The sequence below is a fragment of the Acetatifactor muris genome, from assembly GCF_024623325.1.
GTDB lineage: Bacteria > Bacillota > Clostridia > Lachnospirales > Lachnospiraceae > Acetatifactor > Acetatifactor muris.
Genome location: NZ_JANJZD010000003.1, coordinates 82,912 through 107,276, shown reverse-complemented (window position 1 = coordinate 107,276; position 24,365 = coordinate 82,912). Strand labels below are relative to the sequence as shown.

18 protein-coding genes are annotated in these 24,365 nt (G+C 50.5%); 12 read left to right on the top strand and 6 right to left on the bottom strand.

Going from position 1 to position 24,365, the window contains the following annotated elements:
* Positions 1 to 68: 68 nt before the first annotated feature.
* From NSB25_RS03795 to NSB25_RS03785, 3 genes are all read right to left on the bottom strand, one after another.
* Positions 69 to 1,274, bottom strand: coding sequence for a MalY/PatB family protein (locus tag NSB25_RS03795; protein ID WP_103238142.1), 1,206 nt, complete (start codon positions 1,272 to 1,274; stop codon positions 69 to 71).
* A 134-nt stretch (positions 1,275 to 1,408) separates the two neighbouring features.
* Positions 1,409 to 1,717: a hypothetical protein gene (locus NSB25_RS03790; RefSeq protein ID WP_103238143.1), complete on the bottom strand. Its 309-nt coding sequence runs from the start codon at positions 1,715 to 1,717 to the stop codon at positions 1,409 to 1,411.
* A gap of 38 nt (positions 1,718 to 1,755) precedes the next feature.
* The gene (locus tag NSB25_RS03785; RefSeq protein ID WP_103238144.1) at positions 1,756 to 3,078 is read right to left on the bottom strand and encodes a DNA polymerase Y family protein; all 1,323 of its coding nucleotides are present in this window, start codon (positions 3,076 to 3,078) and stop codon (positions 1,756 to 1,758) included.
* 65 nt (positions 3,079 to 3,143) lie between these two features.
* On the opposite strand from NSB25_RS03785, the gene NSB25_RS03780 reads away from it, so the two are divergent.
* Complete coding sequence (locus tag NSB25_RS03780; protein ID WP_465221276.1) at positions 3,144 to 3,485, top strand: AAA family ATPase; 342 nt, start codon at positions 3,144 to 3,146, stop codon at positions 3,483 to 3,485.
* Between the two features lie 34 nt (positions 3,486 to 3,519).
* Here the strand turns inward: NSB25_RS03780 and NSB25_RS03775 are convergent, their stop codons facing one another.
* A complete protein-coding gene (locus NSB25_RS03775; RefSeq protein ID WP_103238146.1) occupies positions 3,520 to 4,878 on the bottom strand; it encodes an MATE family efflux transporter in 1,359 nt (452 codons plus the stop codon).
* Between the two features lie 261 nt (positions 4,879 to 5,139).
* Between NSB25_RS03775 and NSB25_RS03770 the strand changes: the two genes are divergently transcribed.
* Together NSB25_RS03770 and NSB25_RS03765 are read left to right on the top strand one after the other, a co-directional pair.
* Complete coding sequence (locus NSB25_RS03770; protein ID WP_103238147.1) at positions 5,140 to 5,433, top strand: hypothetical protein; 294 nt, start codon at positions 5,140 to 5,142, stop codon at positions 5,431 to 5,433.
* Between the two features lie 27 nt (positions 5,434 to 5,460).
* On the top strand, positions 5,461 to 6,756 hold the full coding sequence (locus NSB25_RS03765) for a ComEC/Rec2 family competence protein (protein WP_103238148.1): 1,296 nt from the start codon (positions 5,461 to 5,463) through the stop codon (positions 6,754 to 6,756).
* 8 nt (positions 6,757 to 6,764) lie between these two features.
* Here NSB25_RS03765 and NSB25_RS03760 read toward each other — a convergent pair whose 3' ends face one another.
* Entirely contained in the window at positions 6,765 to 8,498 is a 1,734-nt protein-coding gene (locus NSB25_RS03760) for an ABC transporter ATP-binding protein (protein ID WP_103238149.1), read from the bottom strand.
* A 44-nt stretch (positions 8,499 to 8,542) separates the two neighbouring features.
* The gene (locus tag NSB25_RS29900; protein WP_146039969.1) at positions 8,543 to 8,707 is read right to left on the bottom strand and encodes an ArsR family transcriptional regulator; all 165 of its coding nucleotides are present in this window, start codon (positions 8,705 to 8,707) and stop codon (positions 8,543 to 8,545) included.
* Between the two features lie 271 nt (positions 8,708 to 8,978).
* Between NSB25_RS29900 and NSB25_RS03755 the strand changes: the two genes are divergently transcribed.
* The 9 genes from NSB25_RS03755 (at position 8,979) to NSB25_RS03715 (ending at position 24,360) form a co-directional block, all read left to right on the top strand.
* Complete coding sequence (locus NSB25_RS03755) at positions 8,979 to 10,508, top strand: Na+/H+ antiporter NhaC family protein (protein WP_172454941.1); 1,530 nt, start codon at positions 8,979 to 8,981, stop codon at positions 10,506 to 10,508.
* Positions 10,498 to 12,537, top strand: coding sequence for an ATP-dependent helicase (locus tag NSB25_RS03750; RefSeq protein ID WP_103238150.1), 2,040 nt, complete (start codon positions 10,498 to 10,500; stop codon positions 12,535 to 12,537). Before NSB25_RS03755 ends, NSB25_RS03750 begins: the two co-directional genes overlap by 11 nt.
* Before the next feature lie 28 nt (positions 12,538 to 12,565).
* Positions 12,566 to 12,793 (top strand): aspartate dehydrogenase, encoded by a 228-nt coding sequence (locus NSB25_RS03745; RefSeq protein WP_103238245.1) that lies wholly within the window; start codon positions 12,566 to 12,568, stop codon positions 12,791 to 12,793.
* A gap of 56 nt (positions 12,794 to 12,849) precedes the next feature.
* Positions 12,850 to 13,296, top strand: a complete 447-nt coding sequence (locus NSB25_RS03740) for a hypothetical protein (RefSeq protein ID WP_103238151.1) — start codon at positions 12,850 to 12,852, stop codon at positions 13,294 to 13,296.
* Positions 13,293 to 14,438 (top strand): exonuclease SbcCD subunit D, encoded by a 1,146-nt coding sequence (locus NSB25_RS03735; protein WP_103238152.1) that lies wholly within the window; start codon positions 13,293 to 13,295, stop codon positions 14,436 to 14,438. Before NSB25_RS03740 ends, NSB25_RS03735 begins: the two co-directional genes overlap by 4 nt.
* Positions 14,435 to 18,775 carry an AAA family ATPase gene (locus tag NSB25_RS03730; RefSeq protein ID WP_103238153.1) on the top strand — a complete coding sequence of 1,447 codons (4,341 nt, stop codon included), beginning with the start codon at positions 14,435 to 14,437 and terminating at the stop codon, positions 18,773 to 18,775. Before NSB25_RS03735 ends, NSB25_RS03730 begins: the two co-directional genes overlap by 4 nt.
* Positions 18,775 to 20,223 (top strand): glycosyltransferase family 39 protein, encoded by a 1,449-nt coding sequence (locus tag NSB25_RS03725; protein WP_103238154.1) that lies wholly within the window; start codon positions 18,775 to 18,777, stop codon positions 20,221 to 20,223. The genes NSB25_RS03730 and NSB25_RS03725 overlap by 1 nt, the downstream gene beginning before the upstream one ends.
* Positions 20,220 to 21,884 (top strand): glycosyltransferase family 39 protein, encoded by a 1,665-nt coding sequence (locus NSB25_RS03720; RefSeq protein WP_103238155.1) that lies wholly within the window; start codon positions 20,220 to 20,222, stop codon positions 21,882 to 21,884. The genes NSB25_RS03725 and NSB25_RS03720 overlap by 4 nt, the downstream gene beginning before the upstream one ends.
* 454 nt (positions 21,885 to 22,338) lie before the next feature.
* On the top strand, positions 22,339 to 24,360 hold the full coding sequence (locus tag NSB25_RS03715) for a P-loop domain-containing protein (RefSeq protein ID WP_207656131.1): 2,022 nt from the start codon (positions 22,339 to 22,341) through the stop codon (positions 24,358 to 24,360).
* Positions 24,361 to 24,365 lie beyond the last annotated feature (5 nt).

Here is a 24,365-nt window from a genome sequence, read left to right as displayed (position 1 = left end):
AACTTTAATACCAATTGTACCAAACCTCAAGAGATACGACAAAAGGCCATGACGCCGGAGCGGCTTTCTCAGGCATTGAAAACGTATTTATCCAGCCTGGAAAAGGCTTCCTGCACACGGGAGAGCGGCAGGGCCAGGTTCATGCGGATATGGCAGGGGCCGTGGAACATCCTTCCGTCCTGCCAGGCCACGCCCACATCCCATCCGGCATGCTCCAGCTCATCAATGGTTCTGCCATGGGCTCCGCACCATTCCGTGCAGTCCAGGAACAGCATGTAGGTGCCCTGAGGCCTGGAGACTCTGACACCCTGGAAATGTTCCGCAATATAATCGCAGGCAAAATGTACGTTGCCAGTGATGACCTGGCGAAGCTCATCCACCCACTGATAGCCATCCGGCTGATAGGCGCCGATAAGTGCGTACATGGAGAGAAGATTCATACTGTTGTAATGAGAGAGGGAGGACTCTCTGCCCACCCGGTCTCTGAGCGTTTTGTCGTAAATGATATGATAGCTTCCTGTCAGGCCGGCCAGGTTAAAGGTCTTGGAGGGAGCATAGAGCGCTACGGTACGGCTGCGGGCATCTTCGCTGACACTCTGTGTGGGAATGTGGGTGTGCCCGGACAGGATAATATCCGACCAGATCTCATCGGAGACTACCATCACATCATGCTTTCTGCACAACTCCATGAACTGTGCCACTTCCCACTCTTCCCAGACACGGCCGCAGGGATTGTGAGGGGAACAGAACACGGCGGCATGGATTTTGTTTTCTGTGATTTTCTGCTCCATATCGGCGAAGTCCATGCGGTAGATTCCATTTTCATCCAATACCAGCGGACTGTGGACGATATGATAACCGTTATTGCCCAGACAGCCGGTAAAACCGATATAGGTGGGGGAATGGAGGAGCACATTGTCCCCTCTGGAACAGAATACGTTCAGGGCGCTGATCACGCCGCCCAGTACGCCGTTCTCATAGCCGATGCATTCTCTGGTCAGACCGGTGACACCATTCCGCTTTTCCTGCCATTGTATAATGGCATCGAAATATTCCTCCCGGGGAGAAAAGTAGCCGAAGTGCGGTTCTTTTGTGCGTGCGATAATGGTCTCCTGGACAGTGGGAACAGTGGGAAAGTTCATATCGGCAACCCACATGGGGATTGCGTCGAAGCCTTCCCCGGGTTTGCCGGGAGCTCCTCCGAGACCCAGATTGTCCACGGCGACGGCATCCATGCCGCAGCGATTCATAACTGACGTAAAATCAAATTTCATCTCAGGTACATCCTTTCTTTTTATCTGAAAATTATCATGAGTATCTTTATTATAGCATGAAAGCCTTTCGGGCGGCTATACTTTGCAGAGAAATTATGAAGGCATGCTCCAGCGTTCTGAGAGTCTGCAAAATTTCAACGGAAATTCAGCACCCACCGGCCTTCTGTCTGATAGAAAATCAGCCATATCCGAACTTGCCGGCCGCCGATTCCCAGGGTGCAGTCGTATTCCAGGGACGGTATTCCCGCGTACAGTCTCTTTTCCTGGGAATGTACCATGATATCCCTGATAATCTGCATTTCTCCGTCTTCATCAGGCAGTTTTATCATCAGCGGTGTTATTTTTCCTTTGCTGGTACACCAGCATTCACAGGCAATTTCCCTCTGCGTCCCCCGGACGAAAGTAATGTCTGAAGTTCTGGTGGTTTCTGCTCCAAATGCCATTTTGGTCTCCTTTTTGTGGTTCTAAGAACATTGTCCTGTCAGAATCGGCACTGCTTTTTCAGCGGTGATTCGGTTACCTGCAGCGATCCGGCTGCAGAGGATTGCGGTTTTGTGGGTGCTTCCCGACACAATGGCGTTACCTTCGGAATGCCGCCGCACATATGGTCAATGGGCTGGTTCAGAAAGGCGGCCCGCTTTACGGCGTCGGACCCAAAGCGTTTCCGCAGGAAATCCACCGTCCTGTCCAGGACAGTGAGCCTTTCATAGTCAATCTCGTCAAAAAGGTTCATCTGTCTGCCGGGGATATCCTGCCTGGCTCTGCCGGTATGCACCCCCAGATGGCGGATAAATCTGCCGTTCCATAATTCTGCAAAAAGTTCTCTGGCAGCATGGTAGATTTCCAGGGTCACATCGGTGGGAGTATCCAGTACTTTCTGATGAGAAAAGCAGGAAAAATCTGTATATCGGATGGTGACGGAGACTACCTGAATCTTCGCATTGTCTGACCGCAGGCGTTTCCCCAGTGTCTCGGAAAGCGCCAGCAACACCCGGCCTGCGGTTTCTGCGTCTGCTATGTCAAAAGGTGTGGTGGTGCTGTTCCCGTATCCTTTGTTTGGCGCAGGCTGTGCAAGTACCGGTGACAGGTCCAGGCCATTGGCAAATCCCCATATGATTTCTCCCTGTTTTTTCAGAACTGCTTTCAGCCATGTGGGGTCAGTCGCCGCAAGCGCTCCGATGGATTTGATTCCCATGGAAAAGAGCTTTTTTGCTGTGGCATGTCCCACAAAAAATAATTCCGATACAGGAAGCGGCCACAGTTTTTCACGTATTTCCTTCTGGTACAGCGTGTGGACCAGGTCTGGCTTCCGGAAGTCCGAAGCCATTTTTGCCAGGACTTTATGCTCTGAGATTCCTATATTCACGGTAAATCCCAGCTCCTCCCGAATCCGGTTTTTTATCAGGGATGTGGTTTCTTCCGGCGTGCCGAACAGATGGCAGCTGGTGCTCATATCCACAAATGCTTCATCGATACTGTACTGCTCTACTGTATCCGAATAATCCCGCAGGATTTTCAGGAAGGCGGCGGAACATTCCTCGTACAGACTGTAGTTGGGCGGCACAAGCAGCAGCTTTGGGCATTTTCGCATTGCTTCCGGAATGGATTCTCCTGTCTGGATGCCGTACTTTCCGGCGGGAATGGATTTGGCCAATATAATGCCATGGCGCAGTGTGATGTCCCCGCCCACCGCGGAAGGGAGCTCCCGCAGGTCCAGGAGTTCTCCTCTGTGGGCCAGACGGTAGACCGCTTCCCAGGATAAGAAAGCCGAATTTACGTCGATGTGGAATATGATGTTATTCAAACGTGTGTTCACCTCCCTGACAGGGCTATTGTAACAAACGCATGTTCTGTGTTCAATAGGGACTTATTGGAAAAGAAGAAGTAAAAATATCAAGCGGAACCAGATCGCTTATTTTCTGGTACATGCAGATGGAGAAGTGCTCTTTTTTGTATGTGGATGAGTTTGATGCCTTTTATCATACTGACCTGGCGAAAGCAGTAGTCAGAAAGATTATTGAGATACCGAATATTCAGGCTGTCTTTACATCACATAATACAGACCTGATGTCCAATGATTTACTGAGGCCGGACTGCATTTTCAAACTGGAGGATAACAGGATCAGGCCTTTTTCGGAGCTGACAGATAAGGCTTTGAGGGAAGCACATAATTTGCAGAAAATGTATAAGGCAGGAGCTTTTAATGATTAAAAACAGGAAAAAGAAAATACTGCAAATAAATCCATCATTCCCCCTGCCGTGTCAGATCCCTTACCCATTTGTATTTGCGGAAGCGTATCATGACCCAGGGAATTTTGCCCACTTCATCCAGGCAGGTGCAGGAGTAGACCACAAGGGGCGACCAATGGAAGACAAAAGCCCCTGCCAGCGCCAGAGGAATGGCAATCATCCACATGCAGACGATCAGACTGTACATATCAAATATTGTATCTCCTCCGCCGTTCAGCACGCCGTTGATAGTGACCGTATTGACACAGCGCCCGATCATGTAAAAAGCCATAATCACCATCATGCCTGTGAGATATTCCTGTGCTGTATCCGTCAGAAGCACCATTCTCACCACCAGAGGCGTCACGGCCAGAACCAGGGCCGTGGACAGAAATCCGATTCCATAGGACAAATTTTTAAGCCTGATTCCGTATGCTTTTCCGGCCTCCAGATTTCCGGATCCGAGAGCGTTGCCCACAATGATTCCTGCGGCGCTGCCGATGCCGTTGCAGAAGCAGCAGATCAGATCGCGGACCACGGCCGCCACGGAATTGGCGGCGGCAGCGTCAGCACTCATATGCCCCATAATTGCAGTGTAGGATGTGAAACCGATACCCCAGCACAGAGAACCGCCCATCAGCGGCAGACACTGCCTTGAAAAATCTCTTCCCAGCTCCCTGCTTTTCTGAAAGAATCTGTCTAATCCCGGATGTATATAGGTGTCCCTCGATGAGACGAACAGACACAGCGCCAGCTCGATAATGCGGGAGATGGTGGTTGCGAGAGCCGCTCCTCTGGCCTGCAGTGCCGGCATTCCCAACAGGCCGAATATGAACACCGCGTTCAGGCAGACATTGATAAGAACGGCGCCGGAGCTGATGAAGGCTCCCGGCTTCACATGGTCTGTTACTTTCATCATGGTGAGATAGCACTGGGATATGCCGGTAAGCAGGTAAGACCAGCCTGCGATACGCAGATAGGCTGCACCAATGAGAATCAGTGCCTCATCGTGAGTAAAAATGCGCATCAGAAGTTCCGGCATGATTTCACATGCCCCGCAGAACAGGACAGAAATGAGGCCGCAGAGACGGAGCATAATGTTGAAAATGGTCTCCAGTGTACGGCGGTCCCCCCTGCCCCAGTACTGCGCTCCAAGGATGGCTCCGGCTCCGGTGGCAGCGGCCAGGAACATATTCTGAACGAACTGGATCTGGGTTGCCAGGGACACGGCAGTCATTTCATCCTGAGCCACTCTTCCCAGCATCAGCGCGTCTCCGGCGGCAACCAGGGCAAGCATAAGGCTCTGCAATGCGATGGGCAGTGCAAGCCGGAGCAGATTTCTGTAGAATACTTTTTTATCAATAATAAATTCCATGGGAGTTTCCTTTTATCTGTCTGTATTGATTCCAACCTGTATCATAAAGGCTCTGACAGGCCGCGAACCGTTCCATCATATCACAGAAAAGAATCTGCCACAAGGGGCTGCCGGCTGAAAAAATAAATCTGTCACTTGACAGTGACACAAAGATATGGTAGGGTTCGACGATAAGAAGAGTTTCGAAATGAGAACAGTCATTTTAAAAGGAGTTCTCCGACATGTTACGCTTGCGGGAATTTCCGGAAAACGGAGGAAGAAATGCAGACCGATTTGTCTCAGGACTCTAATATTCTGCGGTTCCAGCAGGATTTTGAGATTCTTTCCCTGGAGAAAAGAGATGCCTTTAAAGACGCCTGGCGCGTGTTCGGCACAGAAGCGGAACGGCCTTTGGAAGAGCTGCCCCGGAAGACTTCCGTGCAACGGGGTTTTGCAGATTTCCTGATCTTAGGGGGGGAAGACAGGGAAAGGGTACGGTGCCTTTCTCTGGGGCAGAGACGGACGGATTGTCTGAAGCAATGGCAGAGTATTTTCAGTTTTGAAGAGTATTGGTAAAATGTAAGGACAGGGAGGAATCAGAGGATGGAATGGAAAAAAGAATGGGCGTACGACGGCGGCATATCCGCCGGAGCACTGTACAACACAGGGGCGATGCTGGCGGACGACAGTCACGGCGATACAGAGGAGGACAGCCCCATGCTGCTGGTGACGGATACCAGTGCAGAGGAGTATGGGAGGTATCTGGAAAAACTGTGCGCACTGGGATTTGAGAAGATCTTTGAGAATCGTAACAAAGCTGTGGACAGCTGCCAGCTGAAGAGAGGAGATACGCTTCTCTATGTGTATTATACCTGCGCTGCAGGAGAGGTGCGCATTATAGAGGACAGGGCTTCCTGTGCGCTGAAAGATTTTTCTTATGGCTGTGAAAGTGAGGATTCGGCGGAGATCTATCAGTACGGATTGTATTATGACCCGCAGAATCAGTACGGTTCTGTTGCGGTTAACTGCGGAATGTTTTATATTATCCGACTGACGGATAACCGGCTGGTTATGATTGACGGAGGAGACTATCGGCAGTGTTCCGCGGAAGCGATTGAGGGGATGTACCGTTTTCTGCGCAGAATAACGAACACAGGGGAAGGAGAGAAAATCCATATAGCAGCCTGGTATTTTACCCATGCTCACAGCGACCACATGGCGGCCTGTGTGCGGCTTCTGCGGACTTATCCGGAGGCTTTTGCACTGGAGAGGGTAATGTTTAATTTCCTTCCTTATACAATGTGCCCGGGCGATGAGGACATTCTGGTGCTGAAGGAGACGCTGCGGGAGTATTGTCCGGGACTTCGGGGTCTGAAGCTTCATAACGGTCAGGTGATTACACTGGCCAATGTTCGCTTTGAGGTTTTGTACACCCATGAGGATGCGGTGACTCCGGGTTCTTCCGGCAGCTTTCCCCTGGAAGATTTTAACTGTACCTCCGTTATCCTGAAGATGACCACCGGCTCCGGCACAGTGATGTGGCTGGGAGACACCAACACAGAGACGGAAGCGCTGGTGCTCAGGACGGTGCCGGTGGATTTGTGGAAATCGGATGTGGTGCAGATTGCCCATCATTGCTTTAATTTCCTCTCCGGATTATATCCTGCGATAGACGCGGATTATGCCATGCTGCCCAACAGTCATTACGGGGGCCATGCGGGCGCCAACCATGACAAGCTGATGGATGTGGTGAACTGCCTGGCTTCTCCGGAGAATCTGTGGTACGAGGACCAGACCACCGGTTTTCGCTTCCAGGGCGGGAAGTTTCAGGTGATTCTGGAAGAGGCCCGTGTGGGCGGGGCCCATGATGGAGTAGATTTGTACGGCAGGCACAGCTGAAATTCTTTTTATGCAAAGAAATCATTTTCTCTGAATTGCAGAGAGTACAGTTTCTGGTAGGTGCCGCCGGATGTCATCAGCTCTTCGTGGGTGCCACGCTCGGTAATGCGGCCGTTCATGACCACGGCAATTTCGTCGGCGTTGCGTATGGTGGAGAGACGGTGGGCAACTACCAGCGTGGTGCGGCCTCTGCACAATTCGTCCAGGGCCTGCTGGATGAGCACTTCCGTGGTATTGTCCAGGGCGCTGGTGGCTTCGTCCAGAATCAATATGGCGGGATTCTTCAGGAAAACCCGGGCAATGCTCAGACGCTGCTTCTGGCCGCCGGACAGTTTGACTCCTCTCTCTCCGATTTCCGTGTCATATCCTTTCTCCAGGGTCATGATATAATCGTGAATATTGGCACGCCGGGCCGCATCGTATACTTCCGCCTGGGTGGCGTCGGGACGGCCATAGAGAATATTTTCCCGAATGGTGCCTACAAAGAGGAATACGTCCTGCTGAACGATGCCGATGTTGCGGCGCACGGATTCCATGGTCAGGCTGCGGATGTCCTGGCCGTCAATGAGGATGGAGCCGTCCCCTTCCTCCAGCTTGTAGAAATTGGGAAGCAGATGGCACAATGTGGTCTTGCCGCCGCCGGAGGGCCCTACCAGTGCCAGCTTGCGGCCTTTTTCCAGACGCAGATTAATGTCGTGAAGGACTTCTTTGGAGGTATCATAGGCATAAGTGACATTTTTAAATTCTATTACACCCTGTACATTCGTGAGTTCTTTTGCATCGGGTGCATCCTGTTCCGGCGCTTCCTCCATGATTTCCACAAACCGTCTGAAACCGCTGACGCCGTTCTGAAACTGTTCCATGAAGCCAATCAGGGTGTTCACCGGATTGATGAACAGATTGACGGACACGATAAAAGTGGAATAATCTCCGAAAGAGATTCTGCCCGCATACAGGAACAGTCCCCCTGCAATCAGGATGAACACATTGAAAATATCTGTCACAAAGGAAGTGGAGGAGTGGAACTGTGCCATGGCGTGATAGGCCCGGCGGGAGGCATCCACGAACTGCCTGTCGCCTTCCCTGAACTTTTCCACTTCTCTTGCGCTGTTGGTGTAGGCTTTGGTGACACGGATGCCGGTGACACTGCTCTCCACAGCGGCATTGATGGTGGCATTGCTTTTGCGGCGATCATCGAAGGCCCGGCTCATGGCCCGGCGAAAATACAGGGTAACCACCACCAGAATCGGCACACAGGTGAAGATAATCAGTGTCAGGATCGGATCGATCAGGAACAGATAGGCGAAGGACAACAGGATCATCACTGAGCTGATCAGCAGATTTTCAGGACCGTGGTGAGCCAGCTCGCACACTTCGAACAGATCGCTGGTAATGCGTGTCATAATGCGGCCGGTCTCGTGGTTGTCATAGAAGCTGAAGGGCTGTCTCTCCAGATGGGCGAACAGATCCTGACGCATCTGTGACTGCATCTGTACGCCGATGAGATGGCCGTAATACTGGACGAAATAGCGCAGCAGCATACGGACTATGTACAGGGCCAGTACAATGACACCGGCCATGACAATTGTGGAATACATTTTCTCCGGGATATAGATATTGAGCATTTTGTTGGTTACAACAGGGTACACCATACCAATCACCGAGATCAGCAGGGAGGCCAGCATATCCAGGGCCAGCATTTTCCTGTGCGGTTTATAATAACAAATAAAACGTTTAAACATGGGATTCTTCTTCCTTTCCTCTCTTTTCCGGCGGTATATAGGACTTACATTTGAGGTATTCCGATTCCGGACAGCCGTAAAAAGGGCCGTCGCAGGGCCTGCGGGTTATATCTCTGAGCTGCTCCAGCTCGGAGATGACCTGCCTCCCGCAGCAGTTTCAGATGCTGGGAAACGGCGGATTCGGACAGACCGCCCAAGAATATGGTCACATTATACCATGTTTCTTTATTTTAGCAAGTGCTGAAATAAATAAGTATTGCCGCATATAAAGTTTGCTGTGCCACGGTTTCGCGGACCGGCCGAACCGCTGCCGGAGAACTGTAACAGTTCAGTGCCCTGTCTGAACTGTTGCGGAGAACGGATATTAACTCAAAATAAATGACAGAAAAGGTTGACAGACAAAGGGTGATGGTAGGAGAATAGAAATAAAAAACAGGATACTGCAATTTTTGCTGAATAACAGTAAAGGAGAGATTACATATGGGTCTGGAAATGATAGAGGCGGGCTGGCTGTCCATTCTTCCGCCGTTGATTGCGATTACGCTGGCACTCATCACCAAAGAAGTTTATTCATCCCTTTTTCTGGGGATTTTCACCGGGATGTGTGTCTACTGTTTTTCCACGGGAGGAAATATTCTGCAGGCCGTCACTTTTGTGTTCGACATGATGGCGGCTAAAATCGGAGAGAATGGCTATATGATTATTTTTCTTGTCCTTCTGGGCTCCCTTGTGGTGGTGGTGACCCGGTCGGGAGGATCCGACGCCTATGGACAATGGGCCGGGAAACGGATTAAGAACAAAGTCAGTGCCAAACTGGCCACCGCCTGTCTGGGACTTCTGATTTTTGTGGATGACGGTTTTAACTGTCTCACCGTGGGGACGGTGATGCGGCCCATCACTGATAAATGTAAGATTTCCAGGGAGAAGCTTGCCTACCTGCTGGACGCTACCGCGGCGCCGGTGTGCATCATTGCGCCCATCTCCAGCTGGGCCGTGGCCGTGGCATCGGAAGTGGAGGAGGCGGGCGGTCTGAATGCCTTTGTTCGGACCATTCCCTATAATCTGTATGCGATTCTGACCATTGCGATGGTATTTTTCCTGAGTATTGTGGACTTCGATTTCGGTCCCATGAAAAAGGCAGAAGAGGAACGGCGGGAAGAAACGGCGGCTGCAAAGGAAGAAGAGAACAGGGTGAAAAAGGGGAGGGGTTCCGTGGCGGATCTGATTGTGCCGGTGGTGACTCTGATTGTCTGTGCCATACTGGGTATGGCCTATGTGGGCGGTTTCTTTGAAGGGAAGCCTTTTGCGGAAGCAATCGGAGCAAATCCTACCGCGGGTCTTACACTTGGGACCTTTGCGGCGCTGATTGTGGCCATTGCAATGTACATTCCGAGGAGAATCATGAGTCTGCGGGAATTTATGACAGGGGTGATCGATGGGATTAAGACCATGATTCCGGCGCTGACCATCCTGATACTGGCATGGGCGCTGGGCGGTGTGTGCCGGGAAATGATAGGGACAGGACTTTTCGTCAGTCATTTTGTGACGACCATTCATCTGCCCTTTGGGTTCCTGCCTGCCATTGTGTTTGCGGTGGCGGCATTTCTGTCCTTTTCCATGGGAACGGCCTGGGGAACCTTCGGCATTCTGCTGCCCATAGTATCCATGCTCTGTGCGGGGGAGGCGGGAGCGGCGGTGCTGATTCCATCTCTGGGAGCTACCCTGGCCGGCTCTGTGTACGGAGACCACTGTTCCCCGATTTCTGATACCACTATCCTGGCATCCACCGGGGCCCAGTGCGAGCATCTTCGACATGTGGAAACCCAGCTGCCCTATGCGACGCTGGTGGCTGTGGTATGCCTTTGCGGCTATCTGGTGGCAGGCTTTGCCCTGAATCCATGGATTACCGTGGCAGTATCGGTCCTGTTGCTTACAGGTGTGTTTGGCATCATTTGCTTCCTGGAAAGGCGGGGGAGCAGGGAGAGGAAACAGTGCGTCCATGACATATGATGAATTCTGCCGGAATTTCCGGATACAGCTGAATCCACAGCAGACAGATGCGGTCAGGTCCGTGGAGGGACCGGTGCTTCTGCTTGCTGTGCCCGGAAGCGGGAAGACTACGGTATTGGTGACCAGGCTGGGCTATCTGATTTACTGTGCCGGTGTTGTACCGGAAAAGATTCTGACACTGACTTATACCGTGGCGGCCACCCGGGATATGGCGGCCCGTTTTGGGTCTTATTTTGGAGGGGAGCTTTGCAGTCGGCTGGAATTCCGGACCATCAACGGAGTCTGTGCCAGAATCATTCAGTATTATGGACGTCTTATCGGGAAGAAACCTTTTGAGCTTGTGACGGATGACAGACAGACCAGCGGCATTCTTTCGGCGATTTACCGGCAGGTTCAGGGGGATTATGCCACGGAAAGCGACCTAAAGGGAATCCGGACGCTGATTACCTATATCAAAAACAGCATGCTGACGGCGGAGGAGACGGCAAAACTGGATGAGGAGTCTGACTTCCGGATATCGGAGATATACAGAGCCTACTGCGGCGAGCTGCGGAGCCGGGCTTTGATGGACTATGATGACCAGATGATATATGCCTGTACAATTTTGAAAAACAGTCAGGAAACGCTGCGGCATTTTCAGGACTGTTACCCTTATCTGTGCGTGGATGAAGCCCAGGACACGTCCAGAATCCAGCATGAAATTATCCGACTTCTTGCAGGGCAACGGGATAACCTTTTCATGGTGGGGGACGAAGATCAAAGTATTTACGGCTTTCGGGCGGCTTATCCGGAGGCGCTGCTTTCCTTTGAAGAGAACCACAGAGGGGCAAAGGTGCTGCTTATGGAGGAGAATTACCGCTCCAACGCGAAGATTGTGACGGCGGCAGACTGGTTTATTCAGAAGAACACACTGCGCCATGAGAAACACATGCGTGCGGCCAGAGAAGAAGGTGCCGATATCCGGTTTGTCACACTGAAGGGGAGGGGAGCACAGTATACTTATCTCGCGAAAGTGGCGGAAAACTGTGACAGACAGACGGCAGTGCTTTACCGGGATAATGAGAGTGTTCTTCCGCTGGTGGATCAGCTGGAACGAAAGGGATTATCATATCGGATCCGCAATGCGGAACTGACTTTTTTCACTCATCGGGTGGTACAGGATATTCGAAATATCATGGAGTTTGCACTGCACCCGGAAGACAGAGAATTGTTTCTGCAGATTTATTATAAACTGTTTACTTATATCAGCAGAGAGGAAGCGCTTCGAATCTGTGAAATATGTGAAACGAAAAAGGGAAGTGTCCTGGATATTGCCATATCTCACGGACAGCTGCCGGAACGGACGCAGCAAAGCTGCAGAGCGCTGAGGATTCATTTCCACAGTCTGTCCGGGGAACGGGCAGACCTGGCCATTGACAGAATCGTGAGAGAGATGGGATACGGAAAGTATCTGGAACGTGCCGGAATGAGTGACAGCAAGCTTTACATACTGAAAGTGCTGGGAAGAAGCGAAGAATCGCCTGAAAGCTTTCTGGAGCGTCTGACCAGGCTGCAGACAGTGATACAGGAGAAGGTTTTTGACCCGGAGGCTGCCTTTATTCTGTCTACCATACATGCCAGCAAAGGGCTGGAGTACGACACAGTATATCTGATGGACGCGGCGGACGGAATCTTTCCGGAGGCGGTACCGCAGAATCTCAAGACTGCGGACCGGCAGGATCTGGAGGATTACGAGGAGGAACGGCGTCTGTTTTATGTGGGCATTACCCGGGCGAAGGAGAGGCTGTTTGTCTTCGAATGGGACAGGAAATCCACATTCTGTGCCCAGCTGAAGGAAAAGCCGCTTTCCCGGGACGGATTCGTGAGATTCTGCGACGGGCTGGGAGAGGGACTGATTGTGGAACACAGGAAGTTCGGACAGGGGGTAGTGGCAGAGACAGGGGAGACGACGGTGGTGATTTTGTTTGGCGGCAGAGAGCGCCGGCTGGATTTGAAGACTTTGTACAGGAATGATCTGCTGATTATCTGACAGGTAACAGAGACAGGAGGGCGGGATGATGTTTGGCAGAAGACAGCTGAGAAGGCGGCCGGCAAAGGAGGCGGATTATGACAGAGAAAACTGGAAACCGATTTTGAAGTGCAGTATCTGCAATGGTGAGCAGGTGGCAGGCTTTAAAAACATACATACAGGAGAATTTCGGGAAGAATGTTTTATTCAGCATGCCTCAGAACTGGATGCCTTTAAGAAAAAGTATGGTATTACCGAGATACCTAAGGAATACTGAGTTGAATGCAGGCCGGTAAGACTGTGGCTTGACATTTTTATGAGAAAGGAATACAGATGACAGAATTTTTATACTGGATTGTGGAACTGATTGCAAGGATGCACAGCTGGCTGTTGAAATTAAACGACGCTTATGAATATAATTTTTCTGACAAGGAACTGCATTTTCTGATTATCGGCGCATTGGGGATGGCTATGATTTTTGTGATACACCCAATGTTCAAATGGCTGGCCAGGAACAATCATATCATGGTTATCAGCTGGATCTATGTATTTACCCTGATTATAGTGATAACGTTTGCCATAGAAATCGGCCAACGGGTGACCCATACAGGTTCCATGGAGTTTGCGGATATCATGTTTGGCGTGATGGGATTTATCTGTATGTTTCTGATATTTTCCGTGATCAGGGGAATGTATCATGTGATATTGAAAATTATCAGAAATGTTCGACGGGAAGACGTGGAAGAGTGGGAAGAGGATGAGCAGGAGGACTGCGTATGAAGCTGCTGCACATCTCGGATCTTCATCTGGGAAAAAGGATAAATGAATTTTCCATGCTGGAAGATCAGAAATACATTTTGAGACAGATTCTGAGCCTTGCGGAGACAGAGCGGACAGACGGTGTGATCATCGCAGGAGATATCTATGATAAACCTGTTCCTTCGGCGGAAACGGTACAGACCTTCGACTGGTTTCTCACAGGACTTGCAGATAAAGGGAAGCAGGTATTTGCGGTCAGCGGCAATCACGATTCGGCGGAGAGAATTGCGTTCGGCGCACAGCTGATGCGGGGGAGATGTGTGTATATTTCCCCTGTATATGCGGGTGTCACAGCACCCATAGCATTGACAGATGAATACGGAGAGCTGTATATTTACCTGCTTCCGTTTATCAAACCGGCCGTTGTGCGGTATGTGCTGGAGAAGGAAGGGGAGACGGAGCTGCCGAAAAGTTATCAGGAGGCGGTGAAGCTGGCTGTGGAACGGATGCAGGTGGATTCCGCGAAACGCAATATTCTTGTGGCACATCAGTTTGTAACCGGTGCGGGACGCTGTGAGTCGGAGGAGATTGCGGTGGGCGGTCTGGACAATGTGGACGCCGACATTTTTGATAGATTTGATTATGTGGCTCTGGGGCACATTCACAGCCCACAGTGGATAATGCGGGAGGCGGTACGCTATTGCGGTACACCTCTGAAATATTCCTTTTCGGAGGCGGAACAGGAGAAGTCTGTCACCATTCTGGAGATGGGGGAAAAGGGGAGGGTGGAGATTTCGACGGTGCCGCTGAAGCCGCTCAGGGATATGAGGAAAATCCGTGGGACTTATCTGGAAGTGATGTCCAGACCCTTTTACCAGGGGACGAACAGAGAGGATTATGTGCAGATTACGCTCACGGACGAGGAGGATATTCCGGACGGGATGCAGAAGCTGAGGAGTGTTTATCCGAATCTGATGCGCCTTGTCTATGACAATCGTCGGACCCGGCAGAATCAGGCGCTGGAAACGGTGCCGGAAGTGGAGCGAAAATCGGAGCTGGAGCTGTTCGGAGAATTCTATGAGCTGCAGAATAACCAGCCCATGAGCAGTGAACAGACAGAATTTGTAAAGCAGATGATAGAAGAGGGGAGAAGTAAATCATGAAACCGGTAAAGCTTACCATCAGCGCGTTTGGTCCCTATGCGGATAAGACAGAGATCGATTTTGCCCGATTCGGAGGACAGGGACTCTATCTGATTACCGGGGATACCGGCTCAGGGAAGACCACTGTTTTTGACGCCATTGCTTTTGCGCTGTATGGAGAAGCCAGCGGAGATGTGCGGAAATCGGACATGTTCCGCAGTAAGTATGCCGGGGATGAGGTTCCCACATTTGTGGAATTTACATTTATTTATCATGAAAAGCAGTATACCGTGAGAAGAAATCCGGAATACCCGAGGCCGAAGGGCCGGGGGACCGGATTTACGATTCAGAAGGCGGATGCGACACTGACATATCCGGATGACACAAGTCCTGTCACGAAGACGAAGGAAGTAACCAGAGCGGTGACGGAACTTATCGGTCTGGACCGCAGGCAGTTTACGCAGATAGCAATGATTGCACAGGGAGATTTTCAGAAGCTGCTGCTGGCCGGAACGGAAGAGCGGGGGAACATTTTCCGACAGATATTCAACACGGGTCTGTACCAGCGTGTACAGGATCAGCTGAAGGCTGCGGAAAGACTTCAGTGGCGGGAATATGAAGAACTGAAGCGCAGCATGAATCAATATATGGACAACATTGTCTGTGAGGACATGGAAGGTATGCGCTCTGCAGTAAAGCTGAAAGAATGGAAAGGAGAGAAATCTGACGGCAGAATCAGCGAGGCAATGGAACTGCTCACCGAGCTGTGCAGGGAAGAGGAAGCGGAATTGGCGGAGATGAATGCGCAGCTGGAGGTTCTGGAAGGAAAAGTGCAGGAGGAGGATCGTCTCATCGGAAACCTTCGACATGTAAGGGAACAGCGAAAAGCGCTGGAAGAAAATCAGAAACGACAGGAAGCGCTGCAGTCTGAGCTGAGGGGCAAAGAAGCTTTTTACGAGAATGCGAAAAAAGAGGGAAGTCAGTGTACGCTGCTGGAAATGCAGATTCAGGAAGCCGGAAAGCAGCGGGAGCTTTTCGACAGAGTGGAGGAACGGCAGAGACACAGACAGGAAATAGAAAATGAAATTCTGGCGGAGAAAGAGAAAGCAGACGGACTTTGTCAACAGAAACAGGTATTGGAAGAGGCGCTGAAAAAGGAGCAGGAGACTTTTGCATCTCTGGCCGCGGCCGGGGAGGAGAAGGAACGGCTGGAGAATAAAAGGAGCAACATCATTCGGCAGAAAGAAATTCTCTGTCAACAAAAAGAAGGGCTGATGCAGGAAGCGGAAAGGCAGCAAAAGCTGGAGAAAGAGGTGGAGGAATGTGAGAGACAGGCAGAAGAACTGAAACTGTCCGCCGCCGGAGTCAGGAAGAAAGCGGAAGCTCTGAACGATCGGGACAGCAGACTTTCTCTGACAGAGGATATACAGGAGAGACTGAAAAAGCAGAGAGGGGTTCTGGAACAGTCGGTGAGGGAACGCGACTCCATTCGGAAGAAAGGCGCCGGGACAGAGGACGCGTTGAAGACATTGACAGAACGGGCAGAAGTGCTGGTTCAGGAGAGAGAACAGCGGCTGAAAGAGCGGGAGGCCCTGAAAAATGTAAATGAAGAGCTGATTCAATGCCGCCATATAGTGGAGGAAACGCAGAAGAGAGTGCAGGTTTTCAGGCAGCAGGCAGGGGAACTGGAAGCTTTCGAGGAGACGATGAATGTTCTGGAGAAGGATTGCGGGGAGATACGTGTCCAGACAGAGGCGGGACAGCGGCAGAGGGATCTCTGGCAGGAGGAGTGGGAGCAGATAAAAGAAGCGGATACCAGTCTCCTTATTCTGGAACAGCGGCAGCAGATATGGGACGGCGCGGAGAAAATGTGGAGAAAGCTGTCCGGGGAAGCAGCGCGTTGGGAAGTGCGGAGGGAGAAGCTGCTGGCTGTTCAGGAGGAATACCGCCAGGCATCGGAAGAAAAGGCAGAACAGGGAGAAATCTGTCGGAAGCTGGAGCAGCAGTTTCTGGACGCCCAGGCGGGAGTGCTTGCAGGCACATTAAAAGAGGGAGAAGCATGTCCGGTGTGCGGTTCTGTTCATCATCCGTCGCCGGCACATATTCCTGAGACAGCACCGGATAAGGAAGTGCTGGAAAACTGTAAAAAACAGCTTTCCATGGCGGAGGCGAGAGCGGAGCGCCTCAGTGAGAAGGCGGGACATCTGGGAGAACAGCTGCGTGAGCAGACAGAGCAGATGGAGAGCGGACTGCTGGAGCTGGCGGAGCAGCTGAAATTGCCGGGCATACCTGTGACAGGACTGGAAAAAGGAGAGGAAAAAGGGCAGATCCGGGAGTGGATGCTGGGAAAAATTCTGCAGGCAGAAAAGGTGCTTGAGACCGAGAAGGACAGACTCGCCCTCAGCCGGCAGAAGGCGGAGCAGGCGTGCCGGCGGAAAAAGGAGCTGGATACACTGCTTGCGGATGCAGGGAAGAAGCAAAAGGAAGAAGAGACAGAACTGCAGCAGAAGCTTCAGGAGCTGAACGCCGCGAAAGGCCGGCGGGAAGAAAAGCGGAGGCAATGGCAGGAAACCTGTATGGGGCTGGATTTCCCGGAGGGTATGCCTGATGACGTGAAGAAAATGTCCGATTATCTGCAGGAGCAGCTTTGCCGGAACAGGGAAAGGCTGAAACAGGCGGAGGCAGGTGCGGAACGGCTGAAAAAGCTGGAATGTGCAGACGCGGATGCGGAAGAAGAAAGGATACGTCTGGAGCGGGAAATTACAGAGAAAAAAGAGCATGCGGCAAAGCTGAAGGGAATGGAGGAGACCGCGGAGAAGCAGCTTTCAGGAGAGCAGGAGAAGGCGGCGGAGATACTGGAAACGGCCATTTCCATGTCCGGACTCGCTCAGGAGAAAGAAGCCCCCGGTCTTCTGGAACTGGCGGATAAATGCCTGAAAGAACTGGAGATCTGTGCTGGCTGTCTGAGGAAAGAAATCAGGTACAGAGAGCAGCTGAAGGAAGAGGCTTCCCAGGAGGAAGAAGCACTTTCTCAGATAAAAGAGCTTATGAACAGGCAGGAAAAGAGCCTGGAGGGCGTAAAAAGCACAAGGACGGAGAAGGCGAAGCAGCTTCTGGAGAGTGTGAGGGGTCTTTGCTCCGAAGGCGATGTGGCTTTCAGGGAGGAAGCAATGAGCCTGATACCGGGAGAGAACGAGAGCAGACTTCTGAATCTTGGGATTCTGGCGGAAGAATGGCTGGAGCATGAGCTGACGGAACTGGAGGAACAATGTGCGCACAATCAGGCAGATTTGCTGAAACGGCAGAAACTGCAGGAGGAAATGCCTGAGAAGGAAGACCAGATTCGGAGATACGGCGAGGAACTGCAGAAGGCGCAGCTACTGCTGACCCGGAAAATCACGGAAAGCGAAGGCCTGAACAAAGAGATTGCGGGGCTGCGGGAACAGCTGGGAACCGGGACAAAGGAAAGTGCGGAGGAAAAAATCGCGGCTTTACAGAGTCGGAAGACAGAGCTGGAAGCGGCGCTGAGGACCGCAGAGCAGGAATTTACGGATTGCAGGACACGAAGCGAGCGACTTGCGGCGGCAGTGGACACATTGAAGAAGCAGCTGGAAGGGCTGGGAGAAGCAGATATGGCCGGCGAGGAAGAAGTCCTGGCGAGGAAAGAGGGATGGCAGCGGGAGAAGAGGGCGCTGAGCGACAGACGGGATGTGAAGAACAGTGCCTTATTCCAGAACCGGGATATTCTCCGGAAAGTCGGTGCACGGCAGGAAGAGATTGACACTGTGGAGAAGAAATACATCTGGATCAGGGCTCTTTCGGACACCGCAAACGGTATGCTGAACGGAAAGCAGAAGATAGAGCTGGAAACCTATATTCAGATGACTTATTTTGACCGCATGATAAGGAGGGCCAATCTCCGCCTGCTCACCATGACAGGAGGGCAGTATGAGCTGAAGCGGGAAGAGGGAGGAACTCTCAACAGAAAAGCGGGGCTGGAGCTGAGCGTCATCGATCATTATAACGCTACAGAACGGAGTGTGAAAACCCTTTCCGGCGGAGAGACCTTTCAGGCCTCCCTGTCCCTTGCGCTGGGGCTGGCGGACGAGATTCAGTCCTATGCGGGAGGGATCCGCATGGATTCGCTGTTCGTGGATGAGGGTTTCGGCTCTCTGGATGAAGCTGCTCTGGCACAGGCCATGGAAGCGCTGACGCTGCTTACGGAAGGCAATCGGCTGGTGGGTATCATTTCCCATGTTCCGGAGCTGAAGGAACGAATAGAGAATAAAATCCTTGTCACCAAGACCAGGACAGAGAATGGAATCAGCAGTGTTGTGAAAGTGGTGGAGGCAGGTTAATGAGAAGAAAGAAAATGATTTTCAGTATATGGGAAGTCCTTTTTGCGGGTGTATTGTGTCTTGTGTTTCTGATTGCCCTGACGGGAACACAATTCAATATCGCCTGGTATAAGGTTGGTTTTGTCACGGTGATTTGGCTTTTGTGTCTGACACTGCTGTTTGTCATGCTGAAAAAGGTGGAAAGCTGGCTGGAGCGATATGGAAAGATTCTGTTTCCGCTGTTCTGCGGTATATGGGCGGCCGCGTTATATGCGTTTTCCTGCTTTGCCCGTAATCAGCCTGCTTCTGATTTTGCCATGGTATATGAGGGGGCATTGAATTATGCACGGGGAACGGAAGTATACTGGCCTTATTTTGCGCTGTGGAAAAATAATTATCCGCTTTTGCTGTTATTGACTTCATTGATTAGACTGAGTGATCTGCTGGGATTTGCGGATCCGTTTTATCTGATCTTATGTCTCAGTGTGGCCATGGTGATCTGGAGCGGAATCTGTGTCTTTCGGCTTGTGGGGTATGCGGGTAAAAGCACGGCATGTCAGTGGATGGGAATTCTCCTTTTTGCCGGGTTTCTGCCCTGCTGGGGAGGAACTCAAAATTTTTATACAGATACCATGAGTCTGTGCTTTGGCATATGGGCCTGTCTGCTCTGCCAGAAGGCATTTGAGAAAGCTGGAGGATATGGATTGGCAGCGGGAGTGGTCTGGGGAATGGGATGTTCCATAAAAGCAACAGTTGCTATTTCCATGGTGGCGGTATTCTTGATTGTTATGATGACCATGCAGTGGAAACAGTGGCTTCGGCTGTTATTGCCAGTGGGAGCCGGTTTTCTGTTGATCCTAGGGGGGGGCACTGTACTGTGGGATCAGTCACCCTGCGCTGAATTAGAAGAAGAGAGGACAGCGCCGCTGGAATTCTGGCTGGCTCTGGGCAGTGTCAACAACGGAAGTTACCGGGAGAACCGGGAATTTGCTTCAGTATGTGAGGCGGCATCGGGAAAAGAAGCAAAAAGGGAAATTGCAAGATCCTATATTCAGGAGAACCGAAAGGAATTATTTTCGCTCCCACGTCTGATTAGTAAGACACGCTGTAATTTTGCCTCCGGTTTTTTTGGATTGCCGGATTTTCAGAGAAGTCCTGGCAGCTTTGCTTATGAACTTTTCAATGATTATGGAAAGTATGGCGGGTATGTAGCCATGTTGGCTACGGGATATTTTTATGCACTGCTTATTTTTGGCATTTTATCAGGGATCCTGGGTTTCAGAAATTTGATAAGAGGTGGAAGTCCAGAGTGGATGATACTGATGACACAGTTGACCATATTTGGACTGATGCTGTTTTTAATGATATGGGAGGCGAATAACAGACAATTATATAATCATATGCCGTGGCTGGCCCTGATGGGAGTATTCGGGATTTCTGAAACACTTGAAGGGAGGACACGGAAATGATGGAGAAAATCGGCTCGAAGATTGTGCGGGTGATATGTGTTATTTTAAGCGGATATCTGTTTTTGCAGGGGTTATTTACGCTGTGTAATATCAGGCGGGTGACAGAACAGAATTATTTTATACGAAATAATGTATTGGTTCAGCTGGCAGGCATTGTAATATTTTTCCTGCTTTGCAGGCTGATTTTGCAGGAAAAGATCTGGAAGTGGCTGGAGAGATGGGGAGAAATCTTATTCTGGCTGTCTCTGACCGCGATGACCATGTTTATGACCTGGTGGATTCTGCAGACCAGATTCTGGTATCATAGTGACACGGAAAAAATTTATATGTGTGCAGGCGGTCTGTTGGAAGGTGATTTCTCTCAGTGGACACAGGGGGGATACGCCCATAGATGGCCTCACCAGAACGGCCTGATATTATTTGTCGCAATATTGCTGAAGTTTTGGGAGCTGGATCAAACATTTCTAATCTTCTATTTTGTAAGTCTTTTCTTTTATGATGTGGCAATCGCCGGTATTTATTATACCTGTAGAATGCTTTATGGGGAGAAGGCACTGGCAGGAATACAGGGAGCGATGGCGGCATTGTATTTTCCTTATGCGTTTCTGGTTATGAAAATGTATGGTGACAGCATAGGGTATGGCATGGTGGTTCTTGCCATCTATCATGGAATCAGATATTTAAAGGAGAACCGGAAGAGAAATCTTATTCTGACGGGGATTTTCCTGGGAACAGCTGTTTGCTTCAAGCAGAACTGCTTGATTGTAGGTGTGGGGATTTTACTTTTATGCTGGATGGATCTGTTCCGGCAGAAGAAAGATTCTTTGAAAAAGTTTCTGCTGAGCCTGTGCTTCCTGGGAATTGCGCTGGTTATCAGCGGATTGCCGAAGCAGTATATCGAATATGTGTCCGGTATGAAAATTGCGCCTGGAAACAGCAAAGCGGCGCATATAGCCATGGGGCTTCAGGACAGTGATAAAGCTCCCGGATGGTACAACGGATATAACGATCGTGTATTTGCCGAGAATGGATATGACAGGGAACTGACGGAAAAAACAGCTATAGAAGATATACGAAAATCTGTGCGGCATTTTGTACAGGATCCTGCCTATGGATGGCAGTTTTTTCATCACAAGCTGGCTTCCGAATGGAATAATCCTACGTTTGAGTGTTTTCATATTCAGAATGCCAGGGGAACAGGGCAGGGGTTGAGCAGCTTTGTGAAATCCATAATCAACGATGGAGGAAAAGCGAATATTCTTTTGATTGCATTGTTGGACATTCTGGAAGCTATACTGCTTTTTGGTATACTGATGTACTTTCTGATAGAGAGGGAACAGAATATCAACAGACTGATCTGGGGAATTCTTTTTATAGGTGCATTCTTGTTCTGGATGTTCTGGGAGGCGAAGGCGGCATATGTGTTGCCTTACTTTCTGTTTTTGATTCCCTATGCGTTTATGGGATACAGAGCCTGCCTGGAAAACCGGAAAAACAGAAGGGTGCATATTTCTCTGGCCGTGCTGGCACTGCTGATTATTGGAATTGCCTTTTCAAATAATGCGTTAATTACCGGAAGCCTGAAGATGAATGAGGACACAGAAGGCTACTATGAATATATTCACGAATTTAATCATAATTTTATGAACTTTCGATTTTAAAGATGTTACATCCGAAGATACAAAGGTAAAAATAGCAGTTGCAATTTTAAGCCGGAGGTGGTATAGTAAAAACAGTCGTGGAAATGGTCCGCGGTAATTCGGTTAAAGGAGGTTCGTGTCATGGTAAAGAGAACAGGAGAGAGGACTTTCATTTAGCTGAATATGGGGGGCGCGAAAGTGCCGCTTGATAAGTACCATTATGAAAACTGTTGACGAGAGACACATCATAACGGTGTGTCTTTTTTGTGTGCAAAATTGTGTGATGTGTCGTTGTGGTCAGAGAGAAATAAGAGAATGTAGAATCTCCGGAACCAGCTTCAGGCGATATTGCATGGAATCGAAAGGAAAAGGTGATTGGATATGACAGAGAGGATGAGAGATATGAGAACAAACGGAATGACAGAAGCGTTATGGTGGAAATGGAAAAAAGCGATAAAGCGAAGGAGAATAAAGTTTGAAGAGATTAAAATATTATCTGTTGAGTATGAAACCGACCAGTGAGACTTACGAGGAAATGTATGAGGGAAAAATGTACGAAACCTTCATGGATAAAGATCCCATTGTGCACAACCATGCCATGTACTGGGACGGGGAGATTGGGTATGAGGTCACGAAGAGCAACCGGCTGGAGCTGTCAAAGCCAACGGTGACCATTCATATTCCCATGAAGCAGCTAAAGCTGGAAGAGACGGGTGTGGCAGAGCTGGATTACATTTTCCGGTCCTTTATTCCCTATATCCGCAATTTGAATGAAGGAAATGACAATCGGAAACGGACGGACAGAGAGAACGGTCACTACTACATTTATGAGCCGAACAATAAGGTTCTGGTGCGGAATGTGATTTCTGCGAAAATGGTTCCGCAGAAGTATTACAGGCTTCTGGGCAGAAATACCATAGAGCCTGTGGACGGTCTGCGGGACAGGGGCTTAAGTACCTACGCGCCGGGAAAATCATATATAATTCAGCCTGAGGATGAGATAAAGGGGATTCCGGCTTATCAGTGTGTCAGCATCATGATTCAGGTGCAGCTGCCTGTGGGAAAGCATAAAAAAGCAGTACAGATGCTGACCCATGATCTGCCGGAAGCAGTGAATTGGTTTGTGTGCGAGTTCGACGGGGAAGGATTGAAGAGGGCCACGGTCCTTTATGAGAAGCAGGAGGCTGTCCGGCGCTGGCTGAAGGAAAATGACTGCTGTGCCTTTGTGGCAGACGGAAGCATTCTGCCCCGGGAAAAGGACGGTGACTCTCCGCTGCGAGGGGCAGTCCCTTTTCTGTCCACACCGGAAGATGCGGCGGAGGTGGCAGGAGTCAGAGGGATGGTTTTCAGAAAGGGCGTCACTGTGATTACCGGAGGCGGATATTCCGGGAAAAGTACTCTGCTGGATGCGCTGAGTGCCGGGGTTTACAATCATGTGGAAGGGGACGGAAGAGAACTGGTTATTACCGATGCGTCGGCCATGAAGATATCCGCGGAGGATGGCAGATGTGTCCGGCATGTGAATCTGTCGCCTTTTATCAAGTGGATTCCGGGAGGAAATCCGGCTGATTTTTCCACGGAACATGCATCCGGCTCCACCTCTCAGGCTGCCAATATCATGGAGGCGGTGAGCTGGGGAGCGGGACTTCTGATGATTGATGAGGACAAATCCGCCACCAATTTCATGATACAGGATTCGGTGATGAAAGAATTGATTGAAAAGGAGCCGATCACACCGTTTGTGGAGCGGGTGCGGGAACTGGCACTGGGAAAAGGGGTGTCCACGGTTCTTGTAATCGGGGGCAGCAGTGAATATCTGCAGGCGGCGGACCGGATTTACATGATGCGGGATTATCGGATTACCCAGGTGACAGAAGCGGCAAAAGCACTCCAGGCGGGGTATGGCTATACCCGCAAAAACGGGGAGGTTCCGCACCGCGGGAAACTTCCGGAAGACAGAGAAAATGCAGAGGGTATGGAACATCCGGAAAACGAAAAAAGGCCGAAGCCTGCGGATTTTTTCAATAATGACGAGATAGATGCCAATTACCTGAGTATCTGCCCGGAAGACTCCGCCACCGAGGTGCTGAAAGTATCAGAGCTTGGCTTTTTGATGTTCGGGGAGGAGCAGATTGACATTCGAATGCTCCATGATATAGCCAGTCTCGCTCAGCTGAGTGCCATTGCCTTCCTGGTGCGCAGGCTGATCGAACAGCTGAATCCGCTGGGAAGATTTCAGCGATTCAGCTTGCCGGGAGCGGTTTCTCAGCAAGAGGTATCCGAAACTGCCGACATGCGGCCTTCGGGAGAAAGAGGCGTGCCGCCCAGGTGGATTTGCCGGAAGCAGGAAGTGGAACGGCTGCTGGAGGAAGCAGGGAAGGAGGGGCTGGAATCCGTGTATTCCACTTTTTTCACAGAGTGCGGAAGATGGATGGATATGCCCCGGAAGTATGAGATTCTGGCTGTGCTGAGCAGGATGAGAAGGACGGGAGGATAAGGGAC